Annotated in this window: 25 protein-coding genes; 18 read left to right on the forward strand and 7 right to left on the reverse strand. The window is 36.5% G+C overall.

What is annotated here, in order from left to right; genetic code table 11:
- Positions 1-3: 3 nt before the first annotated feature.
- From HME9304_RS07720 to atpG, 9 genes are all read left to right on the forward strand, one after another.
- The gene (locus tag HME9304_RS07720) at positions 4-438 is read left to right on the forward strand and encodes a bactofilin family protein (protein WP_112378039.1); all 435 of its coding nucleotides are present in this window, start codon (positions 4-6) and stop codon (positions 436-438) included.
- Complete coding sequence (locus tag HME9304_RS07725; RefSeq protein ID WP_112378040.1) at positions 416-643, forward strand: AtpZ/AtpI family protein; 228 nt, start codon at positions 416-418, stop codon at positions 641-643. Before HME9304_RS07720 ends, HME9304_RS07725 begins: the two co-directional genes overlap by 23 nt.
- Positions 643-1,047, forward strand: coding sequence for a DUF6168 family protein (locus tag HME9304_RS07730; RefSeq protein ID WP_112378041.1), 405 nt, complete (start codon positions 643-645; stop codon positions 1,045-1,047). The genes HME9304_RS07725 and HME9304_RS07730 overlap by 1 nt, the downstream gene beginning before the upstream one ends.
- A 104-nt stretch (positions 1,048-1,151) precedes the next feature.
- Entirely contained in the window at positions 1,152-2,285 is a 1,134-nt protein-coding gene (gene atpB, locus HME9304_RS07735; protein WP_112378042.1) for a F0F1 ATP synthase subunit A, read from the forward strand.
- Positions 2,286-2,397: 112 nt separating this feature from the next.
- Positions 2,398-2,589, forward strand: a complete 192-nt coding sequence (gene atpE, locus HME9304_RS07740; protein ID WP_112378043.1) for an ATP synthase F0 subunit C — start codon at positions 2,398-2,400, stop codon at positions 2,587-2,589.
- 82 nt (positions 2,590-2,671) lie between these two features.
- Complete coding sequence (locus tag HME9304_RS07745) at positions 2,672-3,172, forward strand: F0F1 ATP synthase subunit B (protein ID WP_112378044.1); 501 nt, start codon at positions 2,672-2,674, stop codon at positions 3,170-3,172.
- Between the two features lie 6 nt (positions 3,173-3,178).
- Positions 3,179-3,718, forward strand: a complete 540-nt coding sequence (gene atpH, locus HME9304_RS07750; RefSeq protein WP_112378045.1) for an ATP synthase F1 subunit delta — start codon at positions 3,179-3,181, stop codon at positions 3,716-3,718.
- Between the two features lie 56 nt (positions 3,719-3,774).
- Positions 3,775-5,355, forward strand: a complete 1,581-nt coding sequence (gene atpA / locus HME9304_RS07755) for a F0F1 ATP synthase subunit alpha (RefSeq protein WP_112378046.1) — start codon at positions 3,775-3,777, stop codon at positions 5,353-5,355.
- 89 nt (positions 5,356-5,444) lie between these two features.
- Positions 5,445-6,305 carry an ATP synthase F1 subunit gamma gene (gene atpG, locus HME9304_RS07760; protein WP_112378047.1) on the forward strand — a complete coding sequence of 287 codons (861 nt, stop codon included), beginning with the start codon at positions 5,445-5,447 and terminating at the stop codon, positions 6,303-6,305.
- 88 nt (positions 6,306-6,393) lie between these two features.
- Here the strand turns inward: atpG and HME9304_RS07765 are convergent, their stop codons facing one another.
- Positions 6,394-8,052 carry a sulfatase family protein gene (locus HME9304_RS07765; RefSeq protein ID WP_112378048.1) on the reverse strand — a complete coding sequence of 553 codons (1,659 nt, stop codon included), beginning with the start codon at positions 8,050-8,052 and terminating at the stop codon, positions 6,394-6,396.
- A gap of 242 nt (positions 8,053-8,294) precedes the next feature.
- Here HME9304_RS07765 and HME9304_RS07770 point away from each other — a divergent pair, with 242 nt between their 5' ends.
- From HME9304_RS07770 to HME9304_RS07800, 7 genes are all read left to right on the forward strand, one after another.
- Positions 8,295-9,764, forward strand: a complete 1,470-nt coding sequence (locus tag HME9304_RS07770) for a lipopolysaccharide biosynthesis protein (RefSeq protein ID WP_112378049.1) — start codon at positions 8,295-8,297, stop codon at positions 9,762-9,764.
- A complete protein-coding gene (dut, locus tag HME9304_RS07775) occupies positions 9,754-10,188 on the forward strand; it encodes a dUTP diphosphatase (RefSeq protein ID WP_112378050.1) in 435 nt (144 codons plus the stop codon). Before HME9304_RS07770 ends, dut begins: the two co-directional genes overlap by 11 nt.
- 88 nt (positions 10,189-10,276) lie before the next feature.
- Positions 10,277-11,293 (forward strand): sugar phosphate nucleotidyltransferase, encoded by a 1,017-nt coding sequence (locus tag HME9304_RS07780; RefSeq protein ID WP_112378051.1) that lies wholly within the window; start codon positions 10,277-10,279, stop codon positions 11,291-11,293.
- A 153-nt stretch (positions 11,294-11,446) separates the two neighbouring features.
- Positions 11,447-12,388 (forward strand): tetratricopeptide repeat protein, encoded by a 942-nt coding sequence (locus tag HME9304_RS07785; protein ID WP_112378052.1) that lies wholly within the window; start codon positions 11,447-11,449, stop codon positions 12,386-12,388.
- Positions 12,388-13,188, forward strand: a complete 801-nt coding sequence (gene lolB1, locus HME9304_RS07790) for a lipoprotein insertase outer membrane protein LolB1 (protein WP_112378053.1) — start codon at positions 12,388-12,390, stop codon at positions 13,186-13,188. Before HME9304_RS07785 ends, lolB1 begins: the two co-directional genes overlap by 1 nt.
- On the forward strand, positions 13,178-14,401 hold the full coding sequence (locus HME9304_RS07795; protein ID WP_112378054.1) for a murein hydrolase activator EnvC family protein: 1,224 nt from the start codon (positions 13,178-13,180) through the stop codon (positions 14,399-14,401). Before lolB1 ends, HME9304_RS07795 begins: the two co-directional genes overlap by 11 nt.
- Before the next feature lies 1 nt (position 14,402).
- The gene (locus tag HME9304_RS07800) at positions 14,403-15,239 is read left to right on the forward strand and encodes an aldo/keto reductase (protein WP_112378055.1); all 837 of its coding nucleotides are present in this window, start codon (positions 14,403-14,405) and stop codon (positions 15,237-15,239) included.
- A 3-nt stretch (positions 15,240-15,242) separates the two neighbouring features.
- Here HME9304_RS07800 and HME9304_RS07805 read toward each other — a convergent pair whose 3' ends face one another.
- Complete coding sequence (locus HME9304_RS07805) at positions 15,243-15,752, reverse strand: acyl-CoA thioesterase (protein WP_112378056.1); 510 nt, start codon at positions 15,750-15,752, stop codon at positions 15,243-15,245.
- A gap of 57 nt (positions 15,753-15,809) precedes the next feature.
- A complete protein-coding gene (locus HME9304_RS07810; protein ID WP_112378057.1) occupies positions 15,810-16,754 on the reverse strand; it encodes an HU domain-containing protein in 945 nt (314 codons plus the stop codon).
- 104 nt (positions 16,755-16,858) lie between these two features.
- On the opposite strand from HME9304_RS07810, the gene dprA reads away from it, so the two are divergent.
- Entirely contained in the window at positions 16,859-17,965 is a 1,107-nt protein-coding gene (gene dprA, locus HME9304_RS07815) for a DNA-processing protein DprA (RefSeq protein ID WP_112378058.1), read from the forward strand.
- Positions 17,966-17,980: 15 nt separating this feature from the next.
- Here the strand turns inward: dprA and HME9304_RS07820 are convergent, their stop codons facing one another.
- On the reverse strand, positions 17,981-20,509 hold the full coding sequence (locus tag HME9304_RS07820) for a TonB-dependent receptor plug domain-containing protein (RefSeq protein WP_112378059.1): 2,529 nt from the start codon (positions 20,507-20,509) through the stop codon (positions 17,981-17,983).
- A gap of 91 nt (positions 20,510-20,600) precedes the next feature.
- The gene (gene trpS / locus HME9304_RS07825) at positions 20,601-21,569 is read right to left on the reverse strand and encodes a tryptophan--tRNA ligase (protein ID WP_112378060.1); all 969 of its coding nucleotides are present in this window, start codon (positions 21,567-21,569) and stop codon (positions 20,601-20,603) included.
- A gap of 72 nt (positions 21,570-21,641) precedes the next feature.
- On the opposite strand from trpS, the gene HME9304_RS07830 reads away from it, so the two are divergent.
- Positions 21,642-22,376, forward strand: a complete 735-nt coding sequence (locus tag HME9304_RS07830; RefSeq protein ID WP_112378061.1) for a lysophospholipid acyltransferase family protein — start codon at positions 21,642-21,644, stop codon at positions 22,374-22,376.
- A gap of 39 nt (positions 22,377-22,415) precedes the next feature.
- Here the strand turns inward: HME9304_RS07830 and HME9304_RS07835 are convergent, their stop codons facing one another.
- Together HME9304_RS07835 and HME9304_RS07840 are read right to left on the reverse strand one after the other, a co-directional pair.
- Positions 22,416-24,287 (reverse strand): sensor histidine kinase, encoded by a 1,872-nt coding sequence (locus tag HME9304_RS07835; protein ID WP_164674803.1) that lies wholly within the window; start codon positions 24,285-24,287, stop codon positions 22,416-22,418.
- 116 nt (positions 24,288-24,403) lie between these two features.
- The gene (locus HME9304_RS07840) at positions 24,404-25,573 is read right to left on the reverse strand and encodes a histidine kinase (RefSeq protein WP_112378063.1); all 1,170 of its coding nucleotides are present in this window, start codon (positions 25,571-25,573) and stop codon (positions 24,404-24,406) included.
- Between the last annotated feature and the right edge of the window lie 104 nt (positions 25,574-25,677).

Consider the following 25,677-nt stretch of genomic DNA (forward strand, 5'->3'; position numbering starts at 1 on the left):
ACAATGTTTTCAGACAACAAAAAACCTCGCCCTATGACAGAATTTGGAGGACAACCCAACAGAATTGAGAAGAACACTAAAATTAAAGGTGACATTACTTCCGAAGCTGATTTTAGAATCGACGGAAAATTGGAAGGCAACGTAAAGACATCAGGAAAAGTAGTCATTGGAAAAGATGGTTACATCAACGGTAAAGTGGAATGTGTAAATGCTGATATTGAAGGAAAATTTAATGGAGAGCTTATCGTTAAGGATTTACTTTCCCTTAAAGCTTCGGCATTTATAGAAGGAAACGTAACAGTTGCTAAATTGGCCGTTGAGCCAGGAGCTACGTTCAATGCTTCTTGCACAATGGGCAAAGGAGCTGTCGCTACAACACCTACGCCAAACAGATTGCAGCAGTCCACCAAGACAAATGAACCAGCAAAAATCTCCTAAGAAGAACAACCTTAAGAATGCGGTGATGCTTTCAGGTATCGCTTTTGAGATGGGGGCTATCATATTTTTGGCCGTAAAGGGTGGAAATTGGTTGGACACCCATTATGAAAACGAAAAGAATATTTTTACGGTAATTGCCACTTTATTGGGAGTGGCAATTTCTATTTGGGTAGTTTTGCAGCAATTGAAACGTATTAAATATTGATGCCAAAACTCAATCTGCCTATTCAGTTTTTTTTGCTTCTTGTCTTCCTGCTATTTCTTTCTTTTGGAATCCACATCTTTGTTCTTTCCACTAAAAGTTTACCCGTGTTGGAGAATCTAATTGTACGTTCCTATTTGGTGAATGGAATTTTGGCGGCTTTTATCTTCAGCGCGCTCTACCAGTTTCGGGAAAGATTAAAAAATCAGATAGGATTTTTATTCATGGGAGGCAGTTTCTTAAAGTTTATCTTTTTCTTTCTGTTATTTTACCCCTCGTACAAGAGCGATGGAGATATGTCGGGTCTAGAATTTGCCTCATTTTTTGTTCCCTATGCTGTCGGGCTGTTTTTAGAGACTTTCTACACCTCCAAAATGCTCAAAAATCTAGAAGAATCGTCGGAATAATCAATGGCCCAAAACGCTCAAAAATAAAAGTTTGAAAGCTTTTTTCTTTTTGTAAGAAAGACTTACATTTGCACCGATTTTGAGAGACTGATATTTTGAGCGAAATGCGAAAAACTTTTTTTACGAAATTTCTTCTGGTTCCAACACTTCTTTTAGGTCAACTCTCCTTTGCAAGTGAAAAGGATACAGAAGCTGAAGAAAATGGTAAGAGCCTTAAATCCGAAATAAAGGAATATATATCCCATCACCTTCAAGATGCACATGATTTTTCTTTGTTTTCCTATACAAAGGAAAACGGAGAACATAAATATGTTGGTTTTCCATTGCCTGTCATTCTATGGGATGAGGGGCTAAAGGTTTTTTCATCATCAAAATTCCACCATGGCGAAACTTTGGCAGAAGTAGACGGAAACTTCTATAAATTATACCATAGCAAAATTTATAGAACAGATGCCGAAGGTACCATCAATTATGATAGGGATCATCACCCAACCAACGTGAAACCTTTAGATTTTTCCATTACCAAAAATGTGGTCATGATCATTATCACTGGTGCATTGATGCTGTGGCTCTTCACAAGTTTAGCAAGGTCCTATGCAAAAAATAATGGTGTGCCAACTGGTGCGGGACGTTTTTTTGAACCTATCGTACTATATATTAGAGATGACATTGCAAGACCTAATATTGGCGAAAAGCGTTATAAAAAATACATGCCGTTCTTGCTGACCATATTTTTCTTTATTTGGTTCTTGAACATGTTTGGAATGACTCCCCTAGGAGTTAATGTAACAGGCAATATAGCAATCACTTTTGCTTTGGCACTGATGGTCTTTTTAATCACCAATTTTACGGGAACAAAAGACTACTGGATGCACCAGTTTAATCCACTCGGTGATTCCATGCCATGGTACGCAAAGATTCCATTGTATATTATTTTGGTGCCTATTGAAATATTGGGACTGTTCATTAAGCCATTTTCGCTATTGATTCGTTTGTATGCAAACATGCAGGCAGGCCATATTGTTTTGATGAGCTTGATCGGGTTGATGTTCATCTTTAAAAGTTGGATAGGAAGCCCGTTGTCATTCGGATTGGCTTTCGCCATTTCATTGATAGAAATTTTGGTAGCATTGCTGCAAGCTTATATTTTCACCATGTTGAGTGCACTGTATTTTGGATTTGCATCCGAGGAGCATGATCATGGTCATGATGATGAGCCAGAGTTGGCACATCTGTAAACAGATATCCTTGGCGGTGGTTGAGCTAAGTCGAAACCATAGGTAAGGACGTCTCGGTTACTTAGCGTAGCCGAAGTAAATATTGAATTTTTAATTTTTAAACTAGATAGATATGGAAATTCCAGTAATGGTAGGTGCAGGTTTAGTAGTTATTGGTGTTGGTATGGGTATTGGTAGAATCGGTGGTTCTGCAATGGATGCCATAGCACGTCAGCCTGAAGCTTACGGAAAAATCCAAACAGCGATGTTGATTGCAGCAGCGTTGATTGAAGGAATTGGTTTTGCTGCACTTTTTGCAGTGTAACCAAAGACTCTAAAACAAGAGCTGTAACGGTTGGTTGCAGCTTTTGTTTGGTTTAACAGTTAAAAGGAATAAAGCATAGAATATGGAAAAGTTATTGGAAGAGTTTTCGTTGGGACTGTTTTTTTGGCAAACCCTATTGTTTGGGTTGCTGCTGTTCCTACTTTGGAAGTTCGCTTGGAAACCTATATTAAAAGCGGTAAATGACCGTGAGGATGGTATAAAGGACGCTTTGGCCGCTGCAGAGGATGCAAAAAAAGAAATGCAGAACGTTACTGCCGATAGCGAAAAATTGCTAAAGGAAGCTAGGGCGGAAAGAGAAGCAATGCTTAAAGAAGCTCGTGAGATAAAGGATAAAATAGTATCCGATGCTAAAGAACAAGCTCAAGTAGAAGGAAACAAATTGGTAAAACAGGCCCAGGCAACCATTGAAAGTGAAAAGAAAGCCGCCATTGCGGATATCAAAGCGCAAGTAGCTGATCTCTCCATAGAGATTGCCGAAAAAGTCATAAAAGAAGAACTGTCCGACAACAAGAAACATCAGAAGCTGGTAGATGAAATGTTGGATGATATCAAACTCAACTAGAAGGGGATGAAAGAGAGTAGAGCGGCCATACGCTATGCAAAGGCAACTTTGGATTTCGCAATCGAAAAGAAAGCAGCAGAGGCTGTTGAAAAGGATATGCGAGAAATAGCAGCTGTAATCACGGAGAATTTGGAGCTTCAAAATCTTTTGGAGAGCCCAGTGATTAAAGGTGAGGTGAAAAAGGACTCATTGTACGAAATCTTTGATAAATCCCAAGAGATTACCAAGGGTCTTATAACTACCTTGGTGGACAATAAAAGAATAGCATTGTTACACGATGTAGCTTTCAAGTACGTGATTCTTCATGAAAAATTAAAAGGGGAAGATGTAGCCTTCGTTACCACTGCCGCTCCATTGACCAAAGATTTGGAGAAAAAGATTCTGGTGGAGGTGACCAAAATGACAGGAAACAAGATTACTTTGGAAAATAATATCGATGAAAGTATCATCGGAGGATTTGTTTTGCGTGTTGGTGATTTACAATATGATGCCAGTATTGCAAACAAACTGAACGGATTAAAAAAAGAATTTGCAAATAGTCTATAAATAAAGCGAACCTAAATGTCCAACATCTAGGTTCTTATATCTTTTATCTAAATAAAATGGCAGGAGTAAAAGCCGCTGAGGTATCAGCAATTTTAAAGAAACAGTTATCAGGATTTGAAGCTACCGCTTCTTTGGACGAAGTAGGTACAGTATTGCAAGTAGGTGATGGTATTGCACGCGTATACGGCTTATCCAATGTACAGTATGGAGAATTGGTTGAGTTTGATGGCGGACTAAAAGGTATCGTTTTGAACTTGGAAGAAGATAATGTTGGTGTCGTACTATTGAGCCCTTCACGTGATGTAAAAGAAGGTTCAGTAGTAAAACGTACTCAAACAATTGCTTCTATTAATGTTGGTGAAGGTATTGTTGGTCGCGTGGTAAATACTTTAGGTGTTCCCATTGATGGTAAAGGTCCTATTTCAGGTGAAACTTTTGAAATGCCATTGGAGCGTAAAGCACCTGGAGTTATCTTCCGTGAGCCGGTAACCGAGCCATTACAAACCGGTATTAAGGCAATTGATGCCATGATTCCTGTAGGTAGAGGCCAACGTGAGTTGGTTATTGGTGACCGTCAAACAGGGAAGACTACGGTTTGTATTGACACCATATTGAATCAAAAAGAATTTTACGATGCAGGGGAGCCTGTATATTGTATCTATGTTGCTATTGGACAAAAGGCGTCTACAGTTGCAGCTATTGCTCAGGTCTTAGAAGACAAAGGAGCTTTAGCATATACAACCATAGTTGCGGCAAACGCATCCGATCCTGCTCCAATGCAGGTTTATGCTCCATTTGCAGGTGCAGCGATTGGGGAATACTTTAGAGATACAGGTAGACCAGCTTTGATTATCTATGATGATCTTTCAAAACAAGCAGTTGCCTATCGTGAAGTATCTTTGTTATTGAGAAGACCTCCAGGACGCGAGGCATATCCTGGTGATGTGTTCTACCTTCACTCAAGATTATTGGAACGTTCCGCAAAAGTGATCAATGATGATACTATTGCAAAAGACATGAATGACCTTCCAGATGTATTGAAGCCAATGGTAAAAGGTGGTGGTTCTTTGACTGCATTGCCAATTATTGAAACACAAGCAGGTGACGTATCAGCATACATCCCTACCAATGTAATTTCTATTACTGATGGCCAGATTTTCTTGGAACAAGATTTATTTAACCAAGGGGTAAGACCGGCAATTAACGTGGGTATCTCAGTATCTCGTGTTGGGGGTAATGCCCAGATCAAGGCAATGAAAAAAGTTGCAGGTACCTTAAAGCTTGACCAAGCCCAGTTCCGTGAACTTGAAGCTTTTGCCAAGTTTGGTTCTGATTTGGACGCAGCTACTTTGAACGTAATCGAGAAAGGGCGTAGGAATGTTGAGATTTTAAAGCAAGCTCAAAATGACCCATATACTGTTGAAGATCAGATTGCCATTATCTTTGCAGGGTCTAAAAATTTGTTGAGGGAAGTTCCTGTAGATAAAGTAAAAGAATTTGAACGTGATTTCTTGGAATTCTTGAATGCAAAACACAGAAATATATTGGATACCCTAAAAGCAGGAAAACTGACGGACGAGGTGACAGATACATTGACTGCTGTTTGTAAGGATTTATCAGGAAAATATAGAGGTTAGTATTGAGTATTGAGTAAACAGTATATGGTATGAAGTAGAATTGATGAAAATCTAACTACTAATTACTAACTGCTAAATACTATAAGTAAATGGCCAATTTAAAGGAAATAAGAAATAGGATAGTTACGGTATCATCAACCATGCAGATTACCAGTGCCATGAAGATGGTTTCTGCTGCTAAGTTGAAAAAGGCACAAGATGCTATTACCGCAATGCGTCCCTATGCAAATAAGCTTACCGAGTTGTTGCAGAATCTTAGTGCAAGTATGGATGGTGATGCTGGAAGTAAGTTTACGGATAACCGAGCAGTTCATAAAGTGTTGATTGTTGCAATCACATCCAATAGGGGTTTGTGCGGGGCTTTTAATACCAATATTATCAAACAATCCACATTTTTGTACAAACATACTTATGCAGGAAAACAGGTTGATTTTTTGGCTATTGGAAAAAAAGGGAATGACTTACTGGGAAAGAGAGGTACTGTTATTGCAAATCATAGCCAAGTATATGATGATTTAAGTTTTGACAATGTAGCCGAAATTGCCCAAAATCTAATGGAGCATTTTACTGAAGGAAACTATGATAAAATTGAATTGGTGTACAACAAGTTCAAAAATGCGGCAACACAAATTGTGATGACGGAACAGTTTTTGCCCTTGGCTCCCATTGAGGGAAATACTTCCTCTTCTGCTGATTACATATTTGAACCTTCCAAGCCTGAAATTGTGGAACAATTGATTCCAAAATCCTTGAAAACACAATTATACAAAGCGGTACGGGATTCTTTTGCCAGTGAACATGGCGCTCGTATGACGGCAATGCACAAAGCAACGGACAATGCTACCGAACTCAGAGATCAGTTAAAGTTGACCTACAATAAGGCAAGACAAGCCGCCATTACCAACGAGATTCTTGAGATTGTTGGTGGCGCTGAAGCATTGAATGATTAAAAAGGACAAACACAAATAATAAAAAAGCCACTTCTTTAAAAGTGGCTTTTTCTACTTAAGTTCGGTTCGAGCACAGTTAAGAAAAATATTACCCCTTTTTGTTTAAAGGCGAATCAATACTATTGGCATGATGAATATCAATGTACTTTTGGTTGAGCTCATCGGAATCCTTGTACTGTAAACGCAGCTCTTCTAATTTTTTCTTCAATTCCACAACGATATCGGCATACGCTGGATCATTGTAAACATTCTTCAATTCCTGCGGGTCTTTTTTGCGGTCGTAAAGTTCCCATTCATCCACATCATAATAAAAATGGGCGAGTTTATAATCTATGGTTACAATCCCATAATGTCTTTTTACTTGATGTACGGCAGGGTATTCATAATAATGGTAGTAAACAGCATCTCTGGTCCAATTACCTTCGTTGGATGTTAAAAGTGGCATTAAGCTCTCACCTTGCATGTCGGATGGTGCTTCAATTTGGGCAGCTTCCAAAAAGGTTTGTGCAAAATCTAGGTTTTGTACCATCTCTTCACTGGTTATCCCCGGTTTGATTTGATTTGGCCATCGAATGAGCAATGGAGTTCTAAAAGACTCATCATATATAAAGCGTTTATCGAACCAACCATGTTCCCCCAAATAGAAGCCTTGGTCCGAAGTATACACTACCATGGTATTATCGGACAACTTGCTTTCATCCAAATATTCAAGCAATCGCCCTACATTATCATCCACAGAAGAAACACAGGCCAAATAATCTTGCATGTATCGCTGATATTTCCATTTCATTTTTTCCTCATCGGTCATTGAAGGCCAGTTTTCTTCAAAATCTTTATTAATCTCATCCAAGATAGGTTCGTAAAGCGCTCTTTGCTCTTCGTTGATACGGTCAGTGTAGGGTGTCTGAAAACCGCCTTCATATTCAGGAACGTTCGGGCTCAGGTTTTTCATACGCTTGGTAACCTCGGGTCTGATCTTGCTGTCATGATTGTACATCATATCGTACAGTAAATTCATCTCTGCAGTTTTGGCAGCTGTGCCCCTGTTCTTATAATCATCAAACAAGGATTCCGGTTCTGGAAATTTCTTGCCTAAAAATTTCTTGAACTTGTCAGGTCTTGGCCACCAAGGCCTATGTGGAGCTTTATGAAGATACATTAACATAAATGGCTTTAATGTATCCCTTTTTTTGTCCAACCAATTTAGGGTCAAGTCCGTGATAATGTCAGTAACATAACCTTCAATTCGGGTGGTATCGCCAGTTTTGGTAATAAAATCTGGATTAATGTACGAGCCCTGACCGGGCAAAATCATAAACTCATCAACACCTTTAGGGTTATTGCCAAAATGAAGTTTGCCAAACATGGCAGTTTCGTAACCCGCCTGTTGAAAAATTTGTGGAAAGGTAACCTGTGTAGTATCAAAAGGCATTTGATTGTCTACCTTACCGTTGATATGGGTATGCTTTCCAGTTAAAATCGTGGCCCGCGAAGGCGCACAAATAGAATTGGTAACACTGGCATTGGTAAAAACAATACCTTCCTTACCAATGCGGTCTATATTGGGAGTTGTAATTAATCGGTCGCTATATGCACTAATGGCTTGATAGGCATGATCATCTGACATGATGAAAATGATATTGGGTTTTTCGTAAACTGTATTTTCAACTTCTTTTTTCTTTTCAGCACAAGAAATAAAAGAGAACACAAGAACGCCAATATAGAATTGTTTTACTGAGATTTTCATAAGTTGATGCGTTTATCCGAAAGATATAAACTATTTGTCTTTTACGCTACTGATGGCCAAAGTATTGAAGCAAGATGATTTTGACTAGAACTATACTAGATTCTTTTCAGACTTTCCACTAAGCCATTACTCTTATGAAAATCATGATTTGCAATATAGGATTTTGTTTAGGGTAATAACTTAGGTGTTTTATGTAACTTGCGCCTACCTTTATCAAGGTTTTTCTAAAGAATGGATTCCTATTGAACCCACTAAAAAAACTTTTTAAGCAGACTTTTATTTATGGCCTTGCAACAGTGTTGCCTAGGGTCATTTCTTTTTTTCTGCTCCCATTGTACACTTCTGTTTTTGAAAATGCCTCTGGTTACGGCCAGTATGTGAATATATATGCATGGATCGCCATTTTCAATGTTTTTTTGGCCTATGGTATGGAGACGGCATTTTTCCGATTCTATCATAAGCAAGAAAATAAAAGTATTGTTATTTCTACTTCATTAATATCATTATTGGTCTCATCCATTTTATTTTTGATTGTTGCACTTGTTGTAAAAGAAAATCTGTCGAGCCTTACGAACATAGACCCTAATTACATAAAGTTCACTGCTTATATATTGGTTTTGGATGCATTGGTCATTATACCTTTTGCCTTACTAAGGGCAAACGAAAAGCCAATGAGATATGCTGTTCTAAAGAGCATCAATGTTATTATAAACCTTGCATTTAATATTTTTTTCCTGCTCATTTTGCCAAAATTGGCGCAGGAAAACACAGATGACTTTTTTAATAATATCTATAAAGCCAATTGGGAGATTCAATATATTTTTATATCCAATATTATAGCGAGTGGAATAACACTACTGATATTATTGCCTACTTATTTTAAAATCTCCTATAAATTCGATTCAATTCTTTGGAAAAAGATGTTGGGATACTCTGGGCCAATAATGGTTGCCGGTTTTGCATTTACCATAAATGAAGTAGTGGATAAGATTTTATTGACCGAATTATTGCCGGCAAATGTTGCAGAGGCAGAAGTTGGAAAATACGGGGCTTGTTATAAATTGGCTTTATTTATGACGCTTTTTGGAACTGCGTTCAGAATGGGTGTAGAGCCATTTTTCTTTAGTCATGCCAAAACGGAAAAACCTCAAAAAACATATGCGCAGATAACCAGTTATTTTGTAATTCTTGGAAGTGTAATTTTATTGGGAGTTGTAGTTTTTATAGATGTATTGGGAAGGCTTCTGATTCGCAATACAACCTACTGGGAAGCACTCGATGTTGTGCCCATAATATTGCTGGGAAGTTTTTGCTTGGGAATATATCATAACTTGTCCGTTTGGTACAAGGTAACTGACCAAACTAGGTTTGGGGCATACATATCTTCTGTAGGAGCACTTATTACACTTGCCATCAATATTGCTTTTATTCCTAGAATTGGATATATGGCTTCCGCTTTAGCTACTTTGGCCGCTTATGCCAGTATGATGCTGTTGTCCTATTTCTTTGGCAGGAAATATTATCCAGTTCCTTATAACATGCGGAAAATAACATTTTATCTTTCCGTTTCAATTGTTTTTTCAATACTGTCCTTTTATGTTTTTAACCGAAATTTAATAGCAGGAGGCTTACTACTTTTAGTATTTTTGATTGCAGTTTACAAACTTGAAGGAGATAAATTAAAGACCATATTTTTAAAGCGTGAAAATTAAGATTGTCAATACATCGTCACATCAATTACCAAATTATGAAACATCTGCATCTGCAGGAATGGACTTAAGGGCAAATATTGATGAACCCGTAATCTTGAAACCGTTGGAAAGAAGAATTGTTCCAACAGGTATTTTTATTGAGCTCCCAATGGGTTTTGAGGCACAGGTCAGACCACGTAGCGGATTGGCTGCAAAAAAAGGGATTTCAGTCTTAAACGCCCCTGGAACTATAGACGCAGATTATCGTGGGGAAGTTGGTGTTATTTTGGTTAACCTTTCCAATCAAGATTTTGTCATTGAAAATGGAGAGCGTATTGCCCAAATGATCATTGCAAAACATGAACGCGCGGAATGGACTGAAGTAGATTCTCTTTCTGATACGGAACGTGGTTCAGGAGGATTTGGTAGCACGGGAGTAAAATAGCCTCTTGCACCGGAAGACTCTTTTTAATGACAATAAAACTAATTATATAGAAGTTTAATTTAAAGAAACTTCGCTTACTAGCAATTATATGAAAATCATTGTACCCATGGCCGGTCGCGGCTCAAGATTACGTCCACATACATTAACAGTGCCCAAACCACTGATTCCCGTTGCAGGAAAACCGATTGTACACAGATTGGTAACCGATATTGCCAAAGTTTTGGGCGAACAGATTGAAGAAGTTGCTTTCATATTGGGCGACCCGGCTTTTTTTGGAGACGATGTGGTCGAGAGTTTAATGCAATTGCCAAAGGAACTAGGTGCCAAAGGTTCTATTTATAGACAAGATGAACCTTTGGGTACAGGGCATGCTATCATGAGTGCCAAGGAATCCCTAAGCGGTCCTGCGGTTATTGCATATGCTGATACGTTGATACGTGCCGATTTTGATCTGGATAAATCTGCGGATAGTGTTATTTGGGTAAAACAGGTGGACAAACCCGAGGCTTTTGGTGTTGTAAAACTGAGCGATCAAAACGAGATTGTGGAGTTGGTGGAAAAGCCACAGGAATTTGTTTCGGACCTGGCAGTGATAGGAATTTATTACTTCAAGGATGTGGGTGTGCTCAAAAACGAGCTTCAATACGTTTTGGATAACAATATCATCAATGGTGGGGAGTATCAGATAAATGATGGGATCAAACGAATGATGGAAAAGGGAATGAAGTTTGTTCCGGGAAAAGTAGACGAATGGATGGATTGTGGAAACAAGGATGTTACTGTGGAAACCAATCAGCGGATGCTCGGCTTTTTGGAAAAAGATGGGGAAGGATTGGTGTCCGATTCTCTTTACCTACAAAATGCAAACATTATTGAGCCATGCTACATTGGGGAAAATGTAGTGCTCAAAAATACTACAGTAGGACCTTATGTTTCCATAGGCAATCATACGACCATCGAAAACTCTACCGTTAAAAATAGTTTAATCCAGGCCCATAGCACAATCAAAAATGCTAACTTGGATAATGCGATGATAGGAAACCATGTCGTTTTTGATGGTAATTTTGAAACGATAAGCATAGGGGATTACTCGGTTATGGAATAAGCATAATTTTTTGAAATATCCGTTTATGTTTACACAGGTTACCCGGAATTTATTTCAGCGTCTCATGGTATTTTTTTTGATTGACCAAATTTTAAGATTTTAAAACAGGTCCGGAATGATGCTAATAAAAGGTATTTGCCTTATTGAAACTTTATGAAAAAAAGATTTTCTCTTTGGATGTTTTCTTCATTATCATTTCTGATGATACAGAAAACCTATGCCCAAGAAGAAGAGAAGATTGATGTTGAACAAAGCGCAGAAGTATTCCTAGAAGAATATACCGATGAGTTTCAAGAAAATTTTTTTGAGGCACTAAAACAAAAAGGTATTCAGAATTATGATAGGGCCATCAGCTTATTTCTGGAATGCAAACATTTGGAACCAACAAATAGCGTAGTAGATTATGAATTAGCGAAAGTAAATTTTTTGGACAAACAATATATTCGTGCACAACAATACGCCGTTGAAGCCTTAAATGCCCAACCAACAGATTATTGGCACTTGGAACTTCTTCTGAATATTTTGGAAAAACAAGGAAGTAATGTCAATACCATAAAACAGAACATTCCTTTCTTAAATAATAAGTTACAGGAAAATTTGGCCATTATTTATTTTAAAAGAAAAAAATATAAGGATGCTTTAAAAGTTTTAGAAGATTTTGAAAACTCGCAGTTTGCAACAGACTTGGCACAGAAAATAAGTGACTCGATTCAAAAAAGAACTAAAACCCAAACAACAGTTCTTTCTCATGAAGTAAAACCTTCAAAAAAAGAAGACGACCCTCTTTTGCACTATAAATTGAAGATTGAAGCGTTGTTGGAAAAAAGAGATTACAAGCAGATGGAACAGGTCTCAAAAGAAGCTCTGGATTCATACCCCTTGCAACCTTATTTTTATTTCGCATATGGAAAAGCACTCAATGGCGTTTCTAAATCCTTAAAAGCCACAGAAGTTTTAGAAAGCGCATTGGATTATATATTAGACGATACTGACCTTACCAATAAAATATATATAGAGCTGTCCAAAGCATATACGGCAATCGGCAATACTTCAAAAGCCAATGAGTATTCCAATAAAATAAAATCGGGACTATAATGAAATTGATTTTAAACCATTTAAAAATACGATCGGTTGTATTATTTTTTCTGATATTATTTTTTGGTGCCTGTAAGTCAACAAAAACGATAACGGGCGGTAATGTAGATGACGGAATATCCACAAAGCGCATCATAACAAATCACTACGCAAACCAGTCCAATTTTATAACACTCAGCGGACGTATTAAGATTGATTATTCAAATGGAGATTCAAGCCAAGGGGTGAACGTAAGCTTAAGAATAGAAAAAGACAAAGTAATTTGGATAAGTGCCCCTTTGGGGGTTGTTAAAGCACATATCACCCCAGAACGGGTCTCTTTTTATAATAAGTTACAAGGGGAATATTTTGATGGTGACTTTAGTTATCTCAGCGACCTATTGGGCACGGAACTGGATTTTGATAAGGTACAGAACCTGCTATTGGGCAATGCAATTCTTGATTTGAGAAAAGGAAAATATACTTCAGTCATAGATCAAGACAGTTATCAATTAAAGCCGAAGCGAAACTTTAATGACTTATATAAAGTGCTCTTTAAGATAGAACCTAAAAACTTTAAGGTAAAAGCACAGGAAGTTTTTCAATTGGAGGAGGAAAGACACTTATCTGCAAAATATACCTATCAAGATATTTTTGGAAAAGTTCTACCGAATGAAATCCAAATTATGGCTCAAAAAGGAGCCGATAAAACAAACATTGATTTGAGCTTTAAAAACATTGAACTGAACAAAACATTAAATTTTCCATATAAAATTCCAAAAGGGCTGGATAAAATAGTATTAAAGAAATATGGGAAGTAAATTATCATATCATATTTATTTTCTGTTGGTTGCATTATTTTTTTCAACAGGATTACTTTCTCAAACAAGTGAACAAAAAGCCTTGGAGGCCAAACGGGAAAGATTGCAAAAAGAAATAAAGGAAATCAATAGATTGCTCTTTGCCGAGAAAAAAGAGAAAGGGACTGTATTGGACCAAATGGAAGCTTTGGATAAGCGAATCAATGTGAGACAAGAACTTATTCGCGTAACCAATCAACAATCCAATTTACTCAATAGGCAGATAAACGTAAACATTAGAAATATCAGTAAACTTAGGGAGGATTTAAAAATTTTAAAGACCGATTATGCCAATTTGATACAAAAGTCATATCAGAACAAGGCACAGAGCAACAGGTTGATGTTTTTATTGTCCTCTGAAAATTTTTACCAAGCTTTTAAACGACTTCAATATATGGAGCAATACGCAAAGCATAGAAAAAAACAGGGAGAAGGTATTATAAAAAAAACGGATGAACTGGCAGTCTTGAACAGGGATTTGGTCGAACAACGAAAAACCAAAGAACAACTTTTGGCCGAAAACAAAAAAGTCAAGAATGAACTTTTCAATGAAATAGAATCCCAGAAAAACTTGTTGCGGAGCATACAACAAAACGAAACAAAATATACGGCAGCAATAGCAAAAAAGCAGAAAGAAGCACGAAAGATAGATAGAGAAATAGAAAGGCTCATCAAAAGTGCTATCGTAAATACAAATAAAAAAGCAGGAAAGTCAAGTAGTACAAAGTTTGTACTAACGCCAGAGGCAAAATTGGTGGCAAGTAACTTTTCATCAAACAAAGGAAAGCTAATATGGCCAGTAGAAAAAGGTATTAAAAGTCAAGGTTATGGAGTATACAATGATAAACTTTATCCTGGAATAAAACATAGAAACAATGGTGTTACCATAGCGACCGACAAAGGCAGCAAGGCACGGGCTATTTTTGAAGGCGAGGTAATAGCCATTCTATCTGTTCCGGGTGGCAGCAGAGGCGTGCAGATCAAACACGGAAATTACATTAGTACATATTATAATTTATCTACAGTATACGTTAAGAAAGGTGATAAAGTCACAGTGAAAGAAACATTGGGAGATATTTATACCAATCGTTTTGACGGTACTACAAAGTTAAAATTTTATTTATATCAAGATTCTAATCGACTCAATCCAGAAGATTGGATATATCAATTGTGACATGGGAAAAATAACGGATTTGCAAGGCACTTTTGAACTTCATAATGGGGTGCAAATGCCATACTTCGGTTTAGGAGTTTATTTGTCAAAAGACGGGGATGAGGTAATTAGCGCTATACAGGAAGCCCTAAACCATGGCTATCGGCATATTGATACCGCAGCTATTTACAAGAATGAAAATGGCGTAGGTGAAGGAATCAAAGAGAGTAATGTTAATAGAAAAGATGTTTTCTTAGTTAGTAAAGTCTGGAACGATGAGCAGGGCTACGATTCAACACTCAAGGCTTTTGATAAAAGTTTGGAACGGTTGGGGACAGATTATTTAGACCTCTATCTGATACACTGGCCAAAAGGTCAATTGTCCAAAGAAACATGGAAAGCCATGGAACGTCTTTATAAGGAAAAGAAGGTCAGGGCTATTGGGGTCAGTAATTTTCTACAACATCATTTAGAGGACTTGATAGCAGAGTCAGAGATAGTGCCAATGGTAAATCAAATGGAGTTTCATCCCTATTTGGTACAGCAGAATCTAATTGATTTCTGTAACCAACATAAAATTCAATACGAAGCGTGGTCTCCTATAATGCAGGGAAAAATCTTTGAGATGAATGAATTTACTATTTTGGCTGAAAAGTATCATAAAACGGCAGCACAGGTTGTGCTTCGATGGGATTTACAGAAAGGTGTGGTAACCATTCCAAAATCATCCAAAAAAGAAAGAATTATCGCAAATGCCGACATTTTTAATTTTGAACTTTCAGAAGAAGATATGAGACTACTGGACAATCTTGACAAAGGGCATAGATTTGGTCCAGACCCAGATAATTTTGATTTTTAACAATTAGGTGAACAAAGCCTTAAGCTCCGTAGCTGCTGATGGATCCATCTTTCCTGCCAATACCAAGCTTAACTGTTTCCTTCTTAGTGCCGCGGCAAAACGTTCCTTTTCTAAGTCGGTTTCAGGTTTAAGTGGTGGAACCTCGGTAGGTATTCCCGTTTCATCTACCGCAACAAAGGTATAAATGGCCTCATTGGCCTTGGTACGTTCTCCAGTAAACCTATCTTCCATCCAAACATCGATAAATATTTCCATAGATGTTTTAAAAGCTCTAGATACGGAAGCCTCTACAGTAACCACACTGCCTAAAGGAACCGATCGGTTGAATGCCACGTGGTTTACGGAAGCCGTAACAGTGATTCTTCGGCTATGCCTTCTTGCTGAAATACTGGCTGCCCTATCCATTCTGGCCAATAGTTCCCCCCCAAAAAGATTGTTCAGCGGGTTGGTCTCACTGGGCAATACCATATCGGTCATTACGGTTCTTGATTCTTTGGGATTCTTTGCGCGCATGCTAATTATTTTTGCGCAAAGGTATTGAAGTGTAATTTGGTTTTAAAGAAACCAATGCTATTTTTCGGATAATAACCAAGCGTCCGAAGAAACGGTTCTTTTTATTTTTTTTAAAAAACTTAAGGCTTCTTTTGGGTTTTCAAAACTATCATATGCAACTTGGTGCAAGCCGAACTTGTTGGTTCCAAGATAAAAGGCATCGTACCCTTTTTCTTTTAGAACAGTTACCTGTTTTTCGGCATTTTTTTCGAATCTGAAAGCGCCGGCTATAACATGGTGTTTACCCAACTGCCTTTTATTGACTTCTATATTTATAGGAGGGAGCTCTAAAGGGGCGCTTTCAAAAAAAGTAGCTTCTTGGATAAGTCTTGACACTTGTTTTTGCGCATCTTGTTGGGCCGCTACTTGCTTTCGCTGAACGTCTCCATAAGTCCTATAAGAAGTTACACCCAATGAAACAGCCAATAAAAAAACTGCAGCATATTTTAATAAAGGTCTAAAATTGGATTGCTCTCTTTTTTCTGGGGTAATGATAAAAGGAATTTTTTCTTCCAGTTCTTCGATTTCTTCTTTTAAGACTTCTCTCTGTATAGGTGTAACCGAAAAAGTGGATAGTCCAAAAGAAGAAGAAAGATAATTGATGCTATCTTCAGGTTGAAATTGAATTTTTTGTTCATGGTTCAACAGAAGTTTACCAATACCAAAAAGTTCAATATACTCTCCTTGTTCTAATTTTTTCTTCCATGAATCTGCCTCATTCATAACTTCTTGCAACAACTCGTCGTAACCCAACTTTTTCTCTTTGGCAATATGGGATACCAAGAGGCCATCGTTGTCAGTTAATTGCGCATTGAAAGAAATTGTTTTGGCCGGGGGTGTAAAAGTATTGGTAATGGAATTGAGTTCAGCGGATTTTCCGTGTGCCAAAAAAGCCCCAAAGGTAGGGACAACAACACAGTTGTACTCATGTAAAAGCTCCCTTATAAAATAATCAATCCGCATAAGCACAAATATTGTAAAAAAACCGGGAGGACAAAATAGACCACATTACTTTTTATTAACATTTGAAATTCGGTATTTTGTGAACAACTTAACCTATTTATCAAATGACCGAGACTGAAATTCTTGCTGTACTTCGTCTTCAAGCTATTCCAAATATTGGCAATGTAAGCGCAAAAAAATTGATTGCCCATTGTGGAAGTCCATCTGCAATTTTCAAAGATAAAATGCGTAATCTTCTAAAGATTGAAGGAATAGGCCAACTTACCTTAAAAGGGCTTTTTGATTCAATTCATATTGAAGAAGCTGAAGCGGAGTACGATTATATTCGCAGAGAACATATTGATCTATGCTATTATATGGACCAAGAGTATCCCTACTATTTGCAACATTGTTTGGATGGCCCCATTTTACTTTTTAAAAGCGGGAATATTGATTTGCAGAACAAAAAAATAATCAGCGTAGTGGGCACTCGTAACATCACAAGTTATGGTACTGCTTTCTGTGAGGAATTTATAGAGGAAATTGCCCCTTTAGATCCTATTATCGTGAGTGGTTTTGCTTATGGCGTGGATATTACCATTCAAAATGCAGCTATGGACAAGGGGTTGCAGACCATTGGTTGTATGGCCCATGGATTGAACCAAACCTATCCTAAAAACCATAAAAAATTTGTTTCAAGGATTGAGAAAAATGGTGGCTTTATCACAGAATTTTGGAGCACCAGTAATCCGGATAGGGAGAATTTCTTGAAGCGTAACAGAATTATAGCGGGAATGAGTGAAGCTACCATAGTCGTTGAATCTGCAGAAAAGGGAGGCAGCTTGGTCACTGCCGATTTGGCCAATGGCTACAACCGTGAAGTATTTGCAGTACCAGGTAGGCGAACTGACAAATTCAGTAAAGGATGCAACGATTTAATTAAAAAACAAAAAGCACATATGTTGACCTCTGCTGCAGAATTGATTTACCTTTTGGGATGGGAATTGGATAAAAAAGAGCAAAAATCTACGATTCAAAAACAATTGTTTATAGAATTGGATGAAATGGAACAAACAATTTATTCATACTTACAGGAAAATGGAAAACAACTCATCGATAGCATTGCAATGGATTGTAGTTTACCTATCCACAAAGTATCTTCCACTCTTTTCAATATGGAAATGAAAGGGGTAATACGACCATTGCCTGGAAAGATGTTTGAGGTGGTTTAATAAATGTGATTATATTTAAAAACCAATATCTACCTTAAAGCTATGGGAAACGCTTACAGGCCTCCCATCAAAAGAAATACCTTCGGTTGTAATGGTATAGGCCCCTGGAATATCTCCTGTAAAAAAATCAAAAGTAGATTTCCCTTCATTATTTGTTTCGATATTTGGTTCCCAGTGTAACGTGGTTCTATAATCTTTTTGTTTATGTGCAGGTTTGGAAATACGATAGTTGGGGCTAAAAAATTCTCGGGCTTTATAAAACCCATTTATTTTCACACTTAAAACATCTGGTTGTTCGTTTTCTTCGTTTTCTAAATTAGTATTTAATCTGCCCCGGGTGTAAACGGCGATAACTCCATTACTCCCGCGAACACCATAAATTGCAGCACTGGGACCTTTTAAAACATCAATAAACTCAACCTCAGCAGGATTAAAGGTTTGGATAAGTGCAAGACTAACTTGAAAGCCATCCAAAAGATAAAGAGGGCCTTTTCTTTCAGAACCAGTATTACTTTCATCAGTTCCTTCATCCCCACCATTAGCATTCCCGCCACCAACGCTATATGCATTTCTTACTTGTATTTCTTGATTTGGAAAATAACCGATTACTCTTATTCCAGGAACATTTATTAGTAAATCAAAAATGTTCAATGCCCCTATCCCAAACATTGAATCTTTAAAAACGCGGTTGTCCGGACTTGCGTAAATTGTGAATTTCCTTATTTTTTCATCAATAATCTCTTTTCTGGTTTTTTTCTTGGCCTTTACCGTTACTTCCTTAAGCCGTGTTATTTTAGAGCTAAGTTCAAATTGGGGAGCACTTTGTCTATATTCATTCAACAACTGTACCTCCTCTTCTTTGGTAGATTGTTCATTCTTAGGTAAGAATTTTTCTTTTAATTGGATTTTTTGATACGTTCGGTCAAGCTGAATGGCAAGTTCATTATCTTTTGTTTTTCTAGAATGCTTTAATGGCTTTGCCTCAACAAATGCGTTTATAGTATCATAAAAAATGAAAGGTCCAAAACTAAATTGCCCTTGTAAATTGGTAGAATTTTCTCCTTGAAAAAAAGGATCCTCAAAAATACTGAGAGTAACCGACGATGCTTTAGAGTTGTATTTATTAGTAAAACTGGTGGTCTTGCCCGTTATCATTAGTCCTTTTTCGGGCTTGTAGGATAGTTCTTTGCTAACTTTATTTTTTAAAAGTTCTTTCCAAACAAATCTTCGCCAACCATTTGTTAACATTAATAGGTCCAAAAGGTGTTTTTTGGAGGTATTGATATCTTTGAGTAACTGATCTGTATCTAAAAAGGTATTTCCTATTTCTGAGTTTAATAACAACCAGCTCGTAATATTTGTATTTTGTCTCAAAGATTGATTTGTGTTCCTGCTAATACTTGAAGAAAGATTTCCATACAAAGGATTTCCTTCTTTATCTTTTAAATCTAACTCAACTTCAATTTTTTCCCGAAAAGCATATGTTTTGGAATTTGTTTTGACTGACAATACAGCATCATTTTTGGGATGGTTTATAAAGAGAAGTCTTTCGCAAACAGGTTCAGCTTCTGGCGTAAAGAGGGTGAAGTGGGCGACACCGTCCTCAATGTTTTCTGTAAGTATTTTAACAGAATAGGTCGCCTCGTTGGATTCCAGAATTCTTTTGAAAAAGGTTTGACCTCTTAAGTGACCTATCAATAAGGCCCCCTTAAGTCCTATTTTATGATTTGTGCTGATTTTTAACAACAAATGCTCACCATTGTTTTTAGCATTTAGGACATAACCCTCTTTTAGTGGTATTGGAATCGAAAATTCATGTTCTTTGCCATCTACAGTAACATACGCATAATAGGTTTCTCCTAATTCTGGTTTGAAAGATAAAGAGCCCAGGCCATAATCGGAACTTTCAAAAAGAGATATTACCTTATTGTTTTGATTTAAAATTTTTCCCTTAATAGGGATTCCAACACCTTCTGTATTTGTAGTTTTTATGGCCAAATTTGTATTTATTCCTGACACAAGATTCCCTCCTTCCGGGAAAAACTGGACAATAGGTTTCTCCTGTGCTTTTGGGGATACGTTTTTTATCTCAGAATCATTTTCAATATTGGCAATAAGAATATGTTTTGAAAACAAAATAGGCTCATTTTCGTTGAGCATATATTTAGAGTAGGCACGAAGCTTATACTTACCATCTTTCAAGGTCTCGGGAATCACAATATCACCGTTAGCATCCATATCTTCTACAAAAAGCTTTCGTTGAACAACTATGTTGTCCTCTGAATCTAAAAGCTCAACATAAACCACATTACTTTTATCACTTGAGAGATGTGAAATGCCGTCAACCAAATAAATTTTGAACCAAATAGTATCTCCTTGGTTGTAAAACTCCTTATCTATATGTGCATAAACTTTTTCGGGGCCGTGTTTTGTAGTGTAAGAGGATAGTTTATTAATGATGTTTTTGAATCTAGGGTTTTCTTGTGCATCAACTGATGAAACAAGAAACATAATGAAAATAAAGAAAAAACCATTTCTGCCCATTCGCAACTTTTATACCTTAATCTAAAAGTTACAATATTTAGCATTCAATTGAAATAACTCTGTCGTTTTTAACCTTTTATTGGCGACATTTTTAGTATCCCAATTTACGCCGTACCCTATCCAAAACCTCATTGGCGACTTGTTTGGCCTTTTCCGCTCCAACTGCCAATGCTTCATCCACTTCGTTGAGGTGGTTCATGTAGTATTCAAACTTTTCACGAGGTTCATCAAACTTATTCAGGATAACTTCATGTAAGGCCTGTTTCGCATGTCCGTAGCCATAGTTTCCAGCTAAATAATTTGCACTCATTTCCTCTATTTGCTCTTCAGATGCAAGAATTTTGTACAGGGAAAAGACATTGTCGTTAGATGGGTCTTTTGGGTCTTCCATGGGTGTACTGTCCGTAACGATACCCATAAGTTGTTTACGTAATTTTTTATCAGGTTGGAAGAGGTTGATAATGTTCCCCTTGCTTTTGCTCATTTTTTCTCCGTCCGTTCCCGGAACATACATGGTCTCTTCTTGGACTTTTGCTTCAGGGAGTACGAAGGTTTCTCCAAATTGGTGATGAAATCTAGCGGCAACGTCCCTTGTCATTTCCAAATGCTGCAGTTGATCTTTCCCTACAGGAACTATTTGTGCGTCGTACAGCAAAATATCCGCAGCCATGAGCATGGGATAGGTAAATAGACCAGAATTAACATCTTCCAGCCTCTCTGCTTTGTCCTTAAAAGAATGTGCCAGTGTCAGTCTTTGATAAGGGAAAAAACAGCTGAGGTACCAAGCAAGTTCGGTAACTTGGGGGACATCGCTTTGGCGATAAAAAATAGTTTTTTCAATATCCAGTCCAAAGGCAAGCCAAGTGGCCGCTGTGGCATAAGTGTTATTTCTTAATTCCTGGCCATTTTTGATTTGGGTCAGGGAATGCATATCCGCAATGAACAAAAAGGACTCATTGTCTGGATCTTGAGCCATCTTAATAGCAGGAATAATTGCCCCCAGTATATTTCCCAGATGCGGGGTTCCCGTACTTTGAATGCCAGTAAGAATTCTTGCCATGCTGTATTTATATAGAAACGCAAAGGTAAAAGAATTAAAAAAATACAAGTGCAAATTCTTACTTTTGAAGTTATGCTAAAATTACTTCGGAAACTGGGGTATATTCTGTATAGAATTTGGTTTTATATACTTGTAACAGTACCTATTTTAATTTTCTTCCCCTTTCTCTTATTGACCACCCTTTCTGAAAAAACCTATCCCCAATTTTTTTGGTTGGCCAGGAACATCTGGGCAAGGACAATACTGTACGGTATGGGCTGTTTTCCAAAAATAACCAGGGAACAGCAATTGATAAAGGGAAAGAGCTATATGTTGGTCGCCAACCATACCAGTATGTTGGATATTATGTTGATGCTTATGGTAAGCAGTAATCCGTTTGTATTTGTAGGTAAAAAAGAGTTGGTGAAGATTCCTATTTTTGGATTTTTTTATAAGCGTGTTTGTATTTTGGTTGATAGGGAAAATATAAAAAGTAGAACGGGAGTTTACAGGAGAGCACAAAGAAGATTGGATCAGGGCCTAAGTATTTGTATTTTTCCGGAAGGAGGTGTGCCAGAAGAGAATATTATCCTTGATGAATTTAAGGATGGAGCGTTTAAAATGGCGATTGCGCACAAGATCCCAATAGTTCCCATCACCTTTCACGATAATAAGAAACGATTTTCCTTTACTTTTTTAAGTGGTGGACCTGGAAGAGTGCGCGCTACGGTACATCAATTTTTTGAGACTGGTATTTTGGCAGAGGAGGACAAATCTACACTTCGCGAGGAGGTTAGAAAGATTATCTATAAAAATCTTACTAGCTAAAAATACCTTAAAATTCCGGGCCTCTAATGCATTGAATGACTACAAAGGAATTTTAATTGTGACCTTAGTGCCGGATGATTTACCATCTATATATTTGTCCAAGATTTTGATCGCATCTTGGTGTTTGTTCAAGGAGGCCAAGCGCTGTTTGGTAATTTCCAAGCCTCTGGATTTTTTTTCTTTTTGATAGCTTCTTTTTTCTTTTTTTACGTGTCGTCTTCCTACTCCATTATCATCGATCTCACATACTACAAAACCGTTTTCCTCTTTAAAATTTATGATAAGTTGCTTGGGACCGTTCTTTTTGGGCAATAAGCCGTGGATTATGGCATTTTCCACAAAAGGTTGTAAAATCATAAAGGGGATTTCAATAGTATTCAAATCCAAATTTTCGTCGATGTTGATTTTATAGGAAAAAGCATTGTCAAAACGAAGGGATTCGAGTTCCAAATAATCTTCTATCATTTTTATTTCCTCGTTGAGCATGGCGTTCGTTTCTATCGAACTCTCAAGAACACTACGAATAAGGTTGCCAAATTTGGAAATGTATTTAAGCGTGGATTTTTTGTCATTTAAAGTCACTAAATGTTGAATTGCATTCAATGAATTAAAAATAAAGTGGGGATTCAATTGTGCTCTTAATGCTTTTGCTTTTTCAATTGAAGCTTTTTTCTGCAATGATAGGTTTTCCTGAAACTCCAAATTAACTTTATAATTTAGGCCAAAGGCAAATATTATTATTTCAACAGAACAACCTATTAATAAAAAATATCGGCTATTGAGTAGCAATCCGTCATCCGGACTTGCCAAATATACGTGTGCCAAAGTGCCTATCAGGAAAGCTATTGATGCGAAGCCCACAAAATATGCCAAAGGATTTTTAGCTTTCACGATAATGTACACCATAACAATTATGGATAAAAAATAAACAATCTTCATTAAAGTACCTACTATATAATTCAGACCATCTAAATAGGATTGAGAATAGAAAATGAACATAATTCCCAATACTAAAATATGCAGTGCTATTATTGTCTTCATTAGAAAATGAAGCAACGGATAATCCTTTTTAGTTCGTATGTAGTGCATAAAGAAAAAAGCATATGCAATATTGGCAAAAAGTATAAAACTTTGTGAGAACCAGTGCTGAACTATACCATACCCACTAAAGAAATAATCATATATCCCAAAAATATCTCCTGTAACATAAATAAAGAGAGTAAAAACATAAAAAGAATAGAATAAGAACTCTTTTTTTCTTAAAAAGAAGAAAGAACTTAGTGTCGAAAGCCACATCAATAAACAAAGGCCTGCAAAAAAATAGTACGGGAAAAGATTCTTAAAATCATTTATGGTATATCCATTCGGAATTACGTTTGGTGTAAAGCTGAACTTCCAGTTATGGATTTTTTCATTAAAGGTTACACGCTTTACCTTTAAATATAAATATTGATTATTTATTAGGTTCCCTTTCACTATTTCTCTCTGTGAAAGGTAATTTTTTAACATAATTCTTTTACTCGTAGATTGTTTGTTGAAAAGACCAATTGCTGTCATTTCAATTGCTTCCTTTTTTTTAAGAAAAAGAATCCCATAATCAAAAGAAGTAAACTTTAGGTTCAATATAGAACTATTCTTTATGGAGTCAAGATTATCTCGAAAATCAAGTTCGATCCAATAAATATTCTTAGGGTTTGTTTTTCCTGTAAAATATGAAGCTGGCTTAAATTCTTCGGATTTTTTTAATATTTCATTAATTGACAGATTATCATCCTCCAATTCAAAAACCTTAAAGGCAATAGTGTCACCTAGGTAAACCTTTTCAGAAAATCCTTTAATTTCTTCAAAGCCGTACGATGGCACTTTTAGAACATTCTGGATTGGTAAGCTTCTATAATGATTTTCTAACATAGAAAAATTAATTCCCCTCTGTAGGTAAGAAAGCCTATTTTCTGTCTGTACCTGGGTCAATGACCCTAACAAGAAAGAAATAAGAAACAAAACAATCTTTAACGAAGAATACATGCTTATGATAAATCAGGAAGCTTTAATATTATTTCACCAAATTGTACATTGTCGTTCATATTTAGTGAAACTTTTTTTTCTATAGTATAATCTTTAATGGAATTAAGCAACTTAATCTGATCCTCCCATTGAATAATACGTTGTCGGTATTCGGGTTTGTATTTATTAGCAGAAGAATCTTCACTATATTGATATTCAACTTTTAATAGCACGCTATTTTTTAACATATTAAAAACAATGTTTAATTTTTCGTTTTTATGTTGATTGAGCATAGCATATTCAATAATGTTCTCAAAAAGTGTCTGTATTACAAATGCGGGGATTACCGCATCTATTTTGTTTAAATCATCTTTAATGGTAATTACATATTCAAATCTATTATGATAACGGAGTTTTTGTAATTTTAAGTAATTGTGCAACATTTGTACTTCTTCTTTAAGACTTACAGTATCGCTTTTAAGACTTTTTAAATAATACCGTATAAGCTTGCTAAAAACAGACAAATATTCCAATGCTGATTGCTTCTTTTCAGATGCTACAAAATATTGAATGGCATTAAGAGCATTAAACAGAAAATGCGGATTTAGCTGTGAATTTAAAACCTTGAGCTTCAGCTCTACCATTTCTTCTTTTATTTTTAGAAGATTTTCTTGTTTTTCCAAAAGTGCTTTATTGTCTCTTACACTTTTGATTTTTATGGCACAAATAGAGGCAATTGCCGATAACATCTTTAGGTGCTGATCCGTAAAAAAACTTTTTTCGGGATGTTCACAATCTATAACTCCGTAAACTATATTTTCAAATATAATAGGAACACAAATTTCAGATAGCCTTATATCATCATCTACAATATACCGGTTGTCTTTTGAAGTATCATTTATTATTTCTGCCTTTCCAGAAAGGGCTACATGTCCTGTAATTCCTTGTCCTAGAGCAATTTCAACAGGATTATACAGCTTGTTGTCCTTAGGGTTCTTAGGGCCATAGGCAGACTTTTGTATAAGAAGATTTCTATTTTGATCAATAAGGTAAATAACACAATCTACAAAGCCCAATTTTGAAATACAGTTTTTGGCTAAGTCCCATAGAATGTCTTCTTCGTTCTTTTTTCCCATTAAAGATTTGGAAAAATAAATAAGAATATCTTCAAAATGATTGTCTTTTGAGACCATGGGACATAAAGTATCGTCTCAAATTAATGAATTTTTACTTATTATTACGGTTCGGAAGAAATCAGAGTTATTAGAGGAAGCGTTAGAATATTTTGTTAATAAGA

The sequence above is a fragment of the Flagellimonas maritima genome (genome assembly GCF_003269425.1).
In the GTDB taxonomy this organism is placed as follows: Bacteria; Bacteroidota; Bacteroidia; order Flavobacteriales; family Flavobacteriaceae; genus Flagellimonas; species Flagellimonas maritima.

Excerpts from the sequence above, each read along its gene's own strand:
- HME9304_RS07720 (WP_112378039.1), top strand. The coding sequence starts at position 4 with ATGTTTTCAGACAACAAAAAACCTCGCCCTATGACAGAATTTGGAGGA.
- HME9304_RS07725 (WP_112378040.1), top strand. The coding sequence starts at position 416 with ATGAACCAGCAAAAATCTCCTAAGAAGAACAACCTTAAGAATGCGGTG.
- HME9304_RS07730 (WP_112378041.1), top strand. The coding sequence starts at position 643 with ATGCCAAAACTCAATCTGCCTATTCAGTTTTTTTTGCTTCTTGTCTTC.
- atpB (WP_112378042.1), top strand. The coding sequence starts at position 1,152 with ATGCGAAAAACTTTTTTTACGAAATTTCTTCTGGTTCCAACACTTCTT.
- atpE (WP_112378043.1), top strand. The coding sequence starts at position 2,398 with ATGGAAATTCCAGTAATGGTAGGTGCAGGTTTAGTAGTTATTGGTGTT.
- HME9304_RS07745 (WP_112378044.1), top strand. The coding sequence starts at position 2,672 with ATGGAAAAGTTATTGGAAGAGTTTTCGTTGGGACTGTTTTTTTGGCAA.
- atpH (WP_112378045.1), top strand. The coding sequence starts at position 3,179 with ATGAAAGAGAGTAGAGCGGCCATACGCTATGCAAAGGCAACTTTGGAT.
- atpA (WP_112378046.1), top strand. The coding sequence starts at position 3,775 with ATGGCAGGAGTAAAAGCCGCTGAGGTATCAGCAATTTTAAAGAAACAG.
- atpG (WP_112378047.1), top strand. The coding sequence starts at position 5,445 with ATGGCCAATTTAAAGGAAATAAGAAATAGGATAGTTACGGTATCATCA.
- HME9304_RS07765 (WP_112378048.1), bottom strand. The coding sequence starts at position 8,052 with ATGAAAATCTCAGTAAAACAATTCTATATTGGCGTTCTTGTGTTCTCT.
- HME9304_RS07780 (WP_112378051.1), top strand. The coding sequence starts at position 10,277 with ATGAAAATCATTGTACCCATGGCCGGTCGCGGCTCAAGATTACGTCCA.
- HME9304_RS07785 (WP_112378052.1), top strand. The coding sequence starts at position 11,447 with ATGAAAAAAAGATTTTCTCTTTGGATGTTTTCTTCATTATCATTTCTG.
- lolB1 (WP_112378053.1), top strand. The coding sequence starts at position 12,388 with ATGAAATTGATTTTAAACCATTTAAAAATACGATCGGTTGTATTATTT.
- HME9304_RS07795 (WP_112378054.1), top strand. The coding sequence starts at position 13,178 with ATGGGAAGTAAATTATCATATCATATTTATTTTCTGTTGGTTGCATTA.
- HME9304_RS07800 (WP_112378055.1), top strand. The coding sequence starts at position 14,403 with ATGGGAAAAATAACGGATTTGCAAGGCACTTTTGAACTTCATAATGGG.
- HME9304_RS07805 (WP_112378056.1), bottom strand. The coding sequence starts at position 15,752 with ATGCGCGCAAAGAATCCCAAAGAATCAAGAACCGTAATGACCGATATG.
- HME9304_RS07810 (WP_112378057.1), bottom strand. The coding sequence starts at position 16,754 with ATGCGGATTGATTATTTTATAAGGGAGCTTTTACATGAGTACAACTGT.
- dprA (WP_112378058.1), top strand. The coding sequence starts at position 16,859 with ATGACCGAGACTGAAATTCTTGCTGTACTTCGTCTTCAAGCTATTCCA.
- HME9304_RS07820 (WP_112378059.1), bottom strand. The coding sequence starts at position 20,509 with ATGGGCAGAAATGGTTTTTTCTTTATTTTCATTATGTTTCTTGTTTCA.
- trpS (WP_112378060.1), bottom strand. The coding sequence starts at position 21,569 with ATGGCAAGAATTCTTACTGGCATTCAAAGTACGGGAACCCCGCATCTG.
- HME9304_RS07830 (WP_112378061.1), top strand. The coding sequence starts at position 21,642 with ATGCTAAAATTACTTCGGAAACTGGGGTATATTCTGTATAGAATTTGG.
- HME9304_RS07835 (WP_164674803.1), bottom strand. The coding sequence starts at position 24,287 with ATGTTAGAAAATCATTATAGAAGCTTACCAATCCAGAATGTTCTAAAA.
- HME9304_RS07840 (WP_112378063.1), bottom strand. The coding sequence starts at position 25,573 with ATGGTCTCAAAAGACAATCATTTTGAAGATATTCTTATTTATTTTTCC.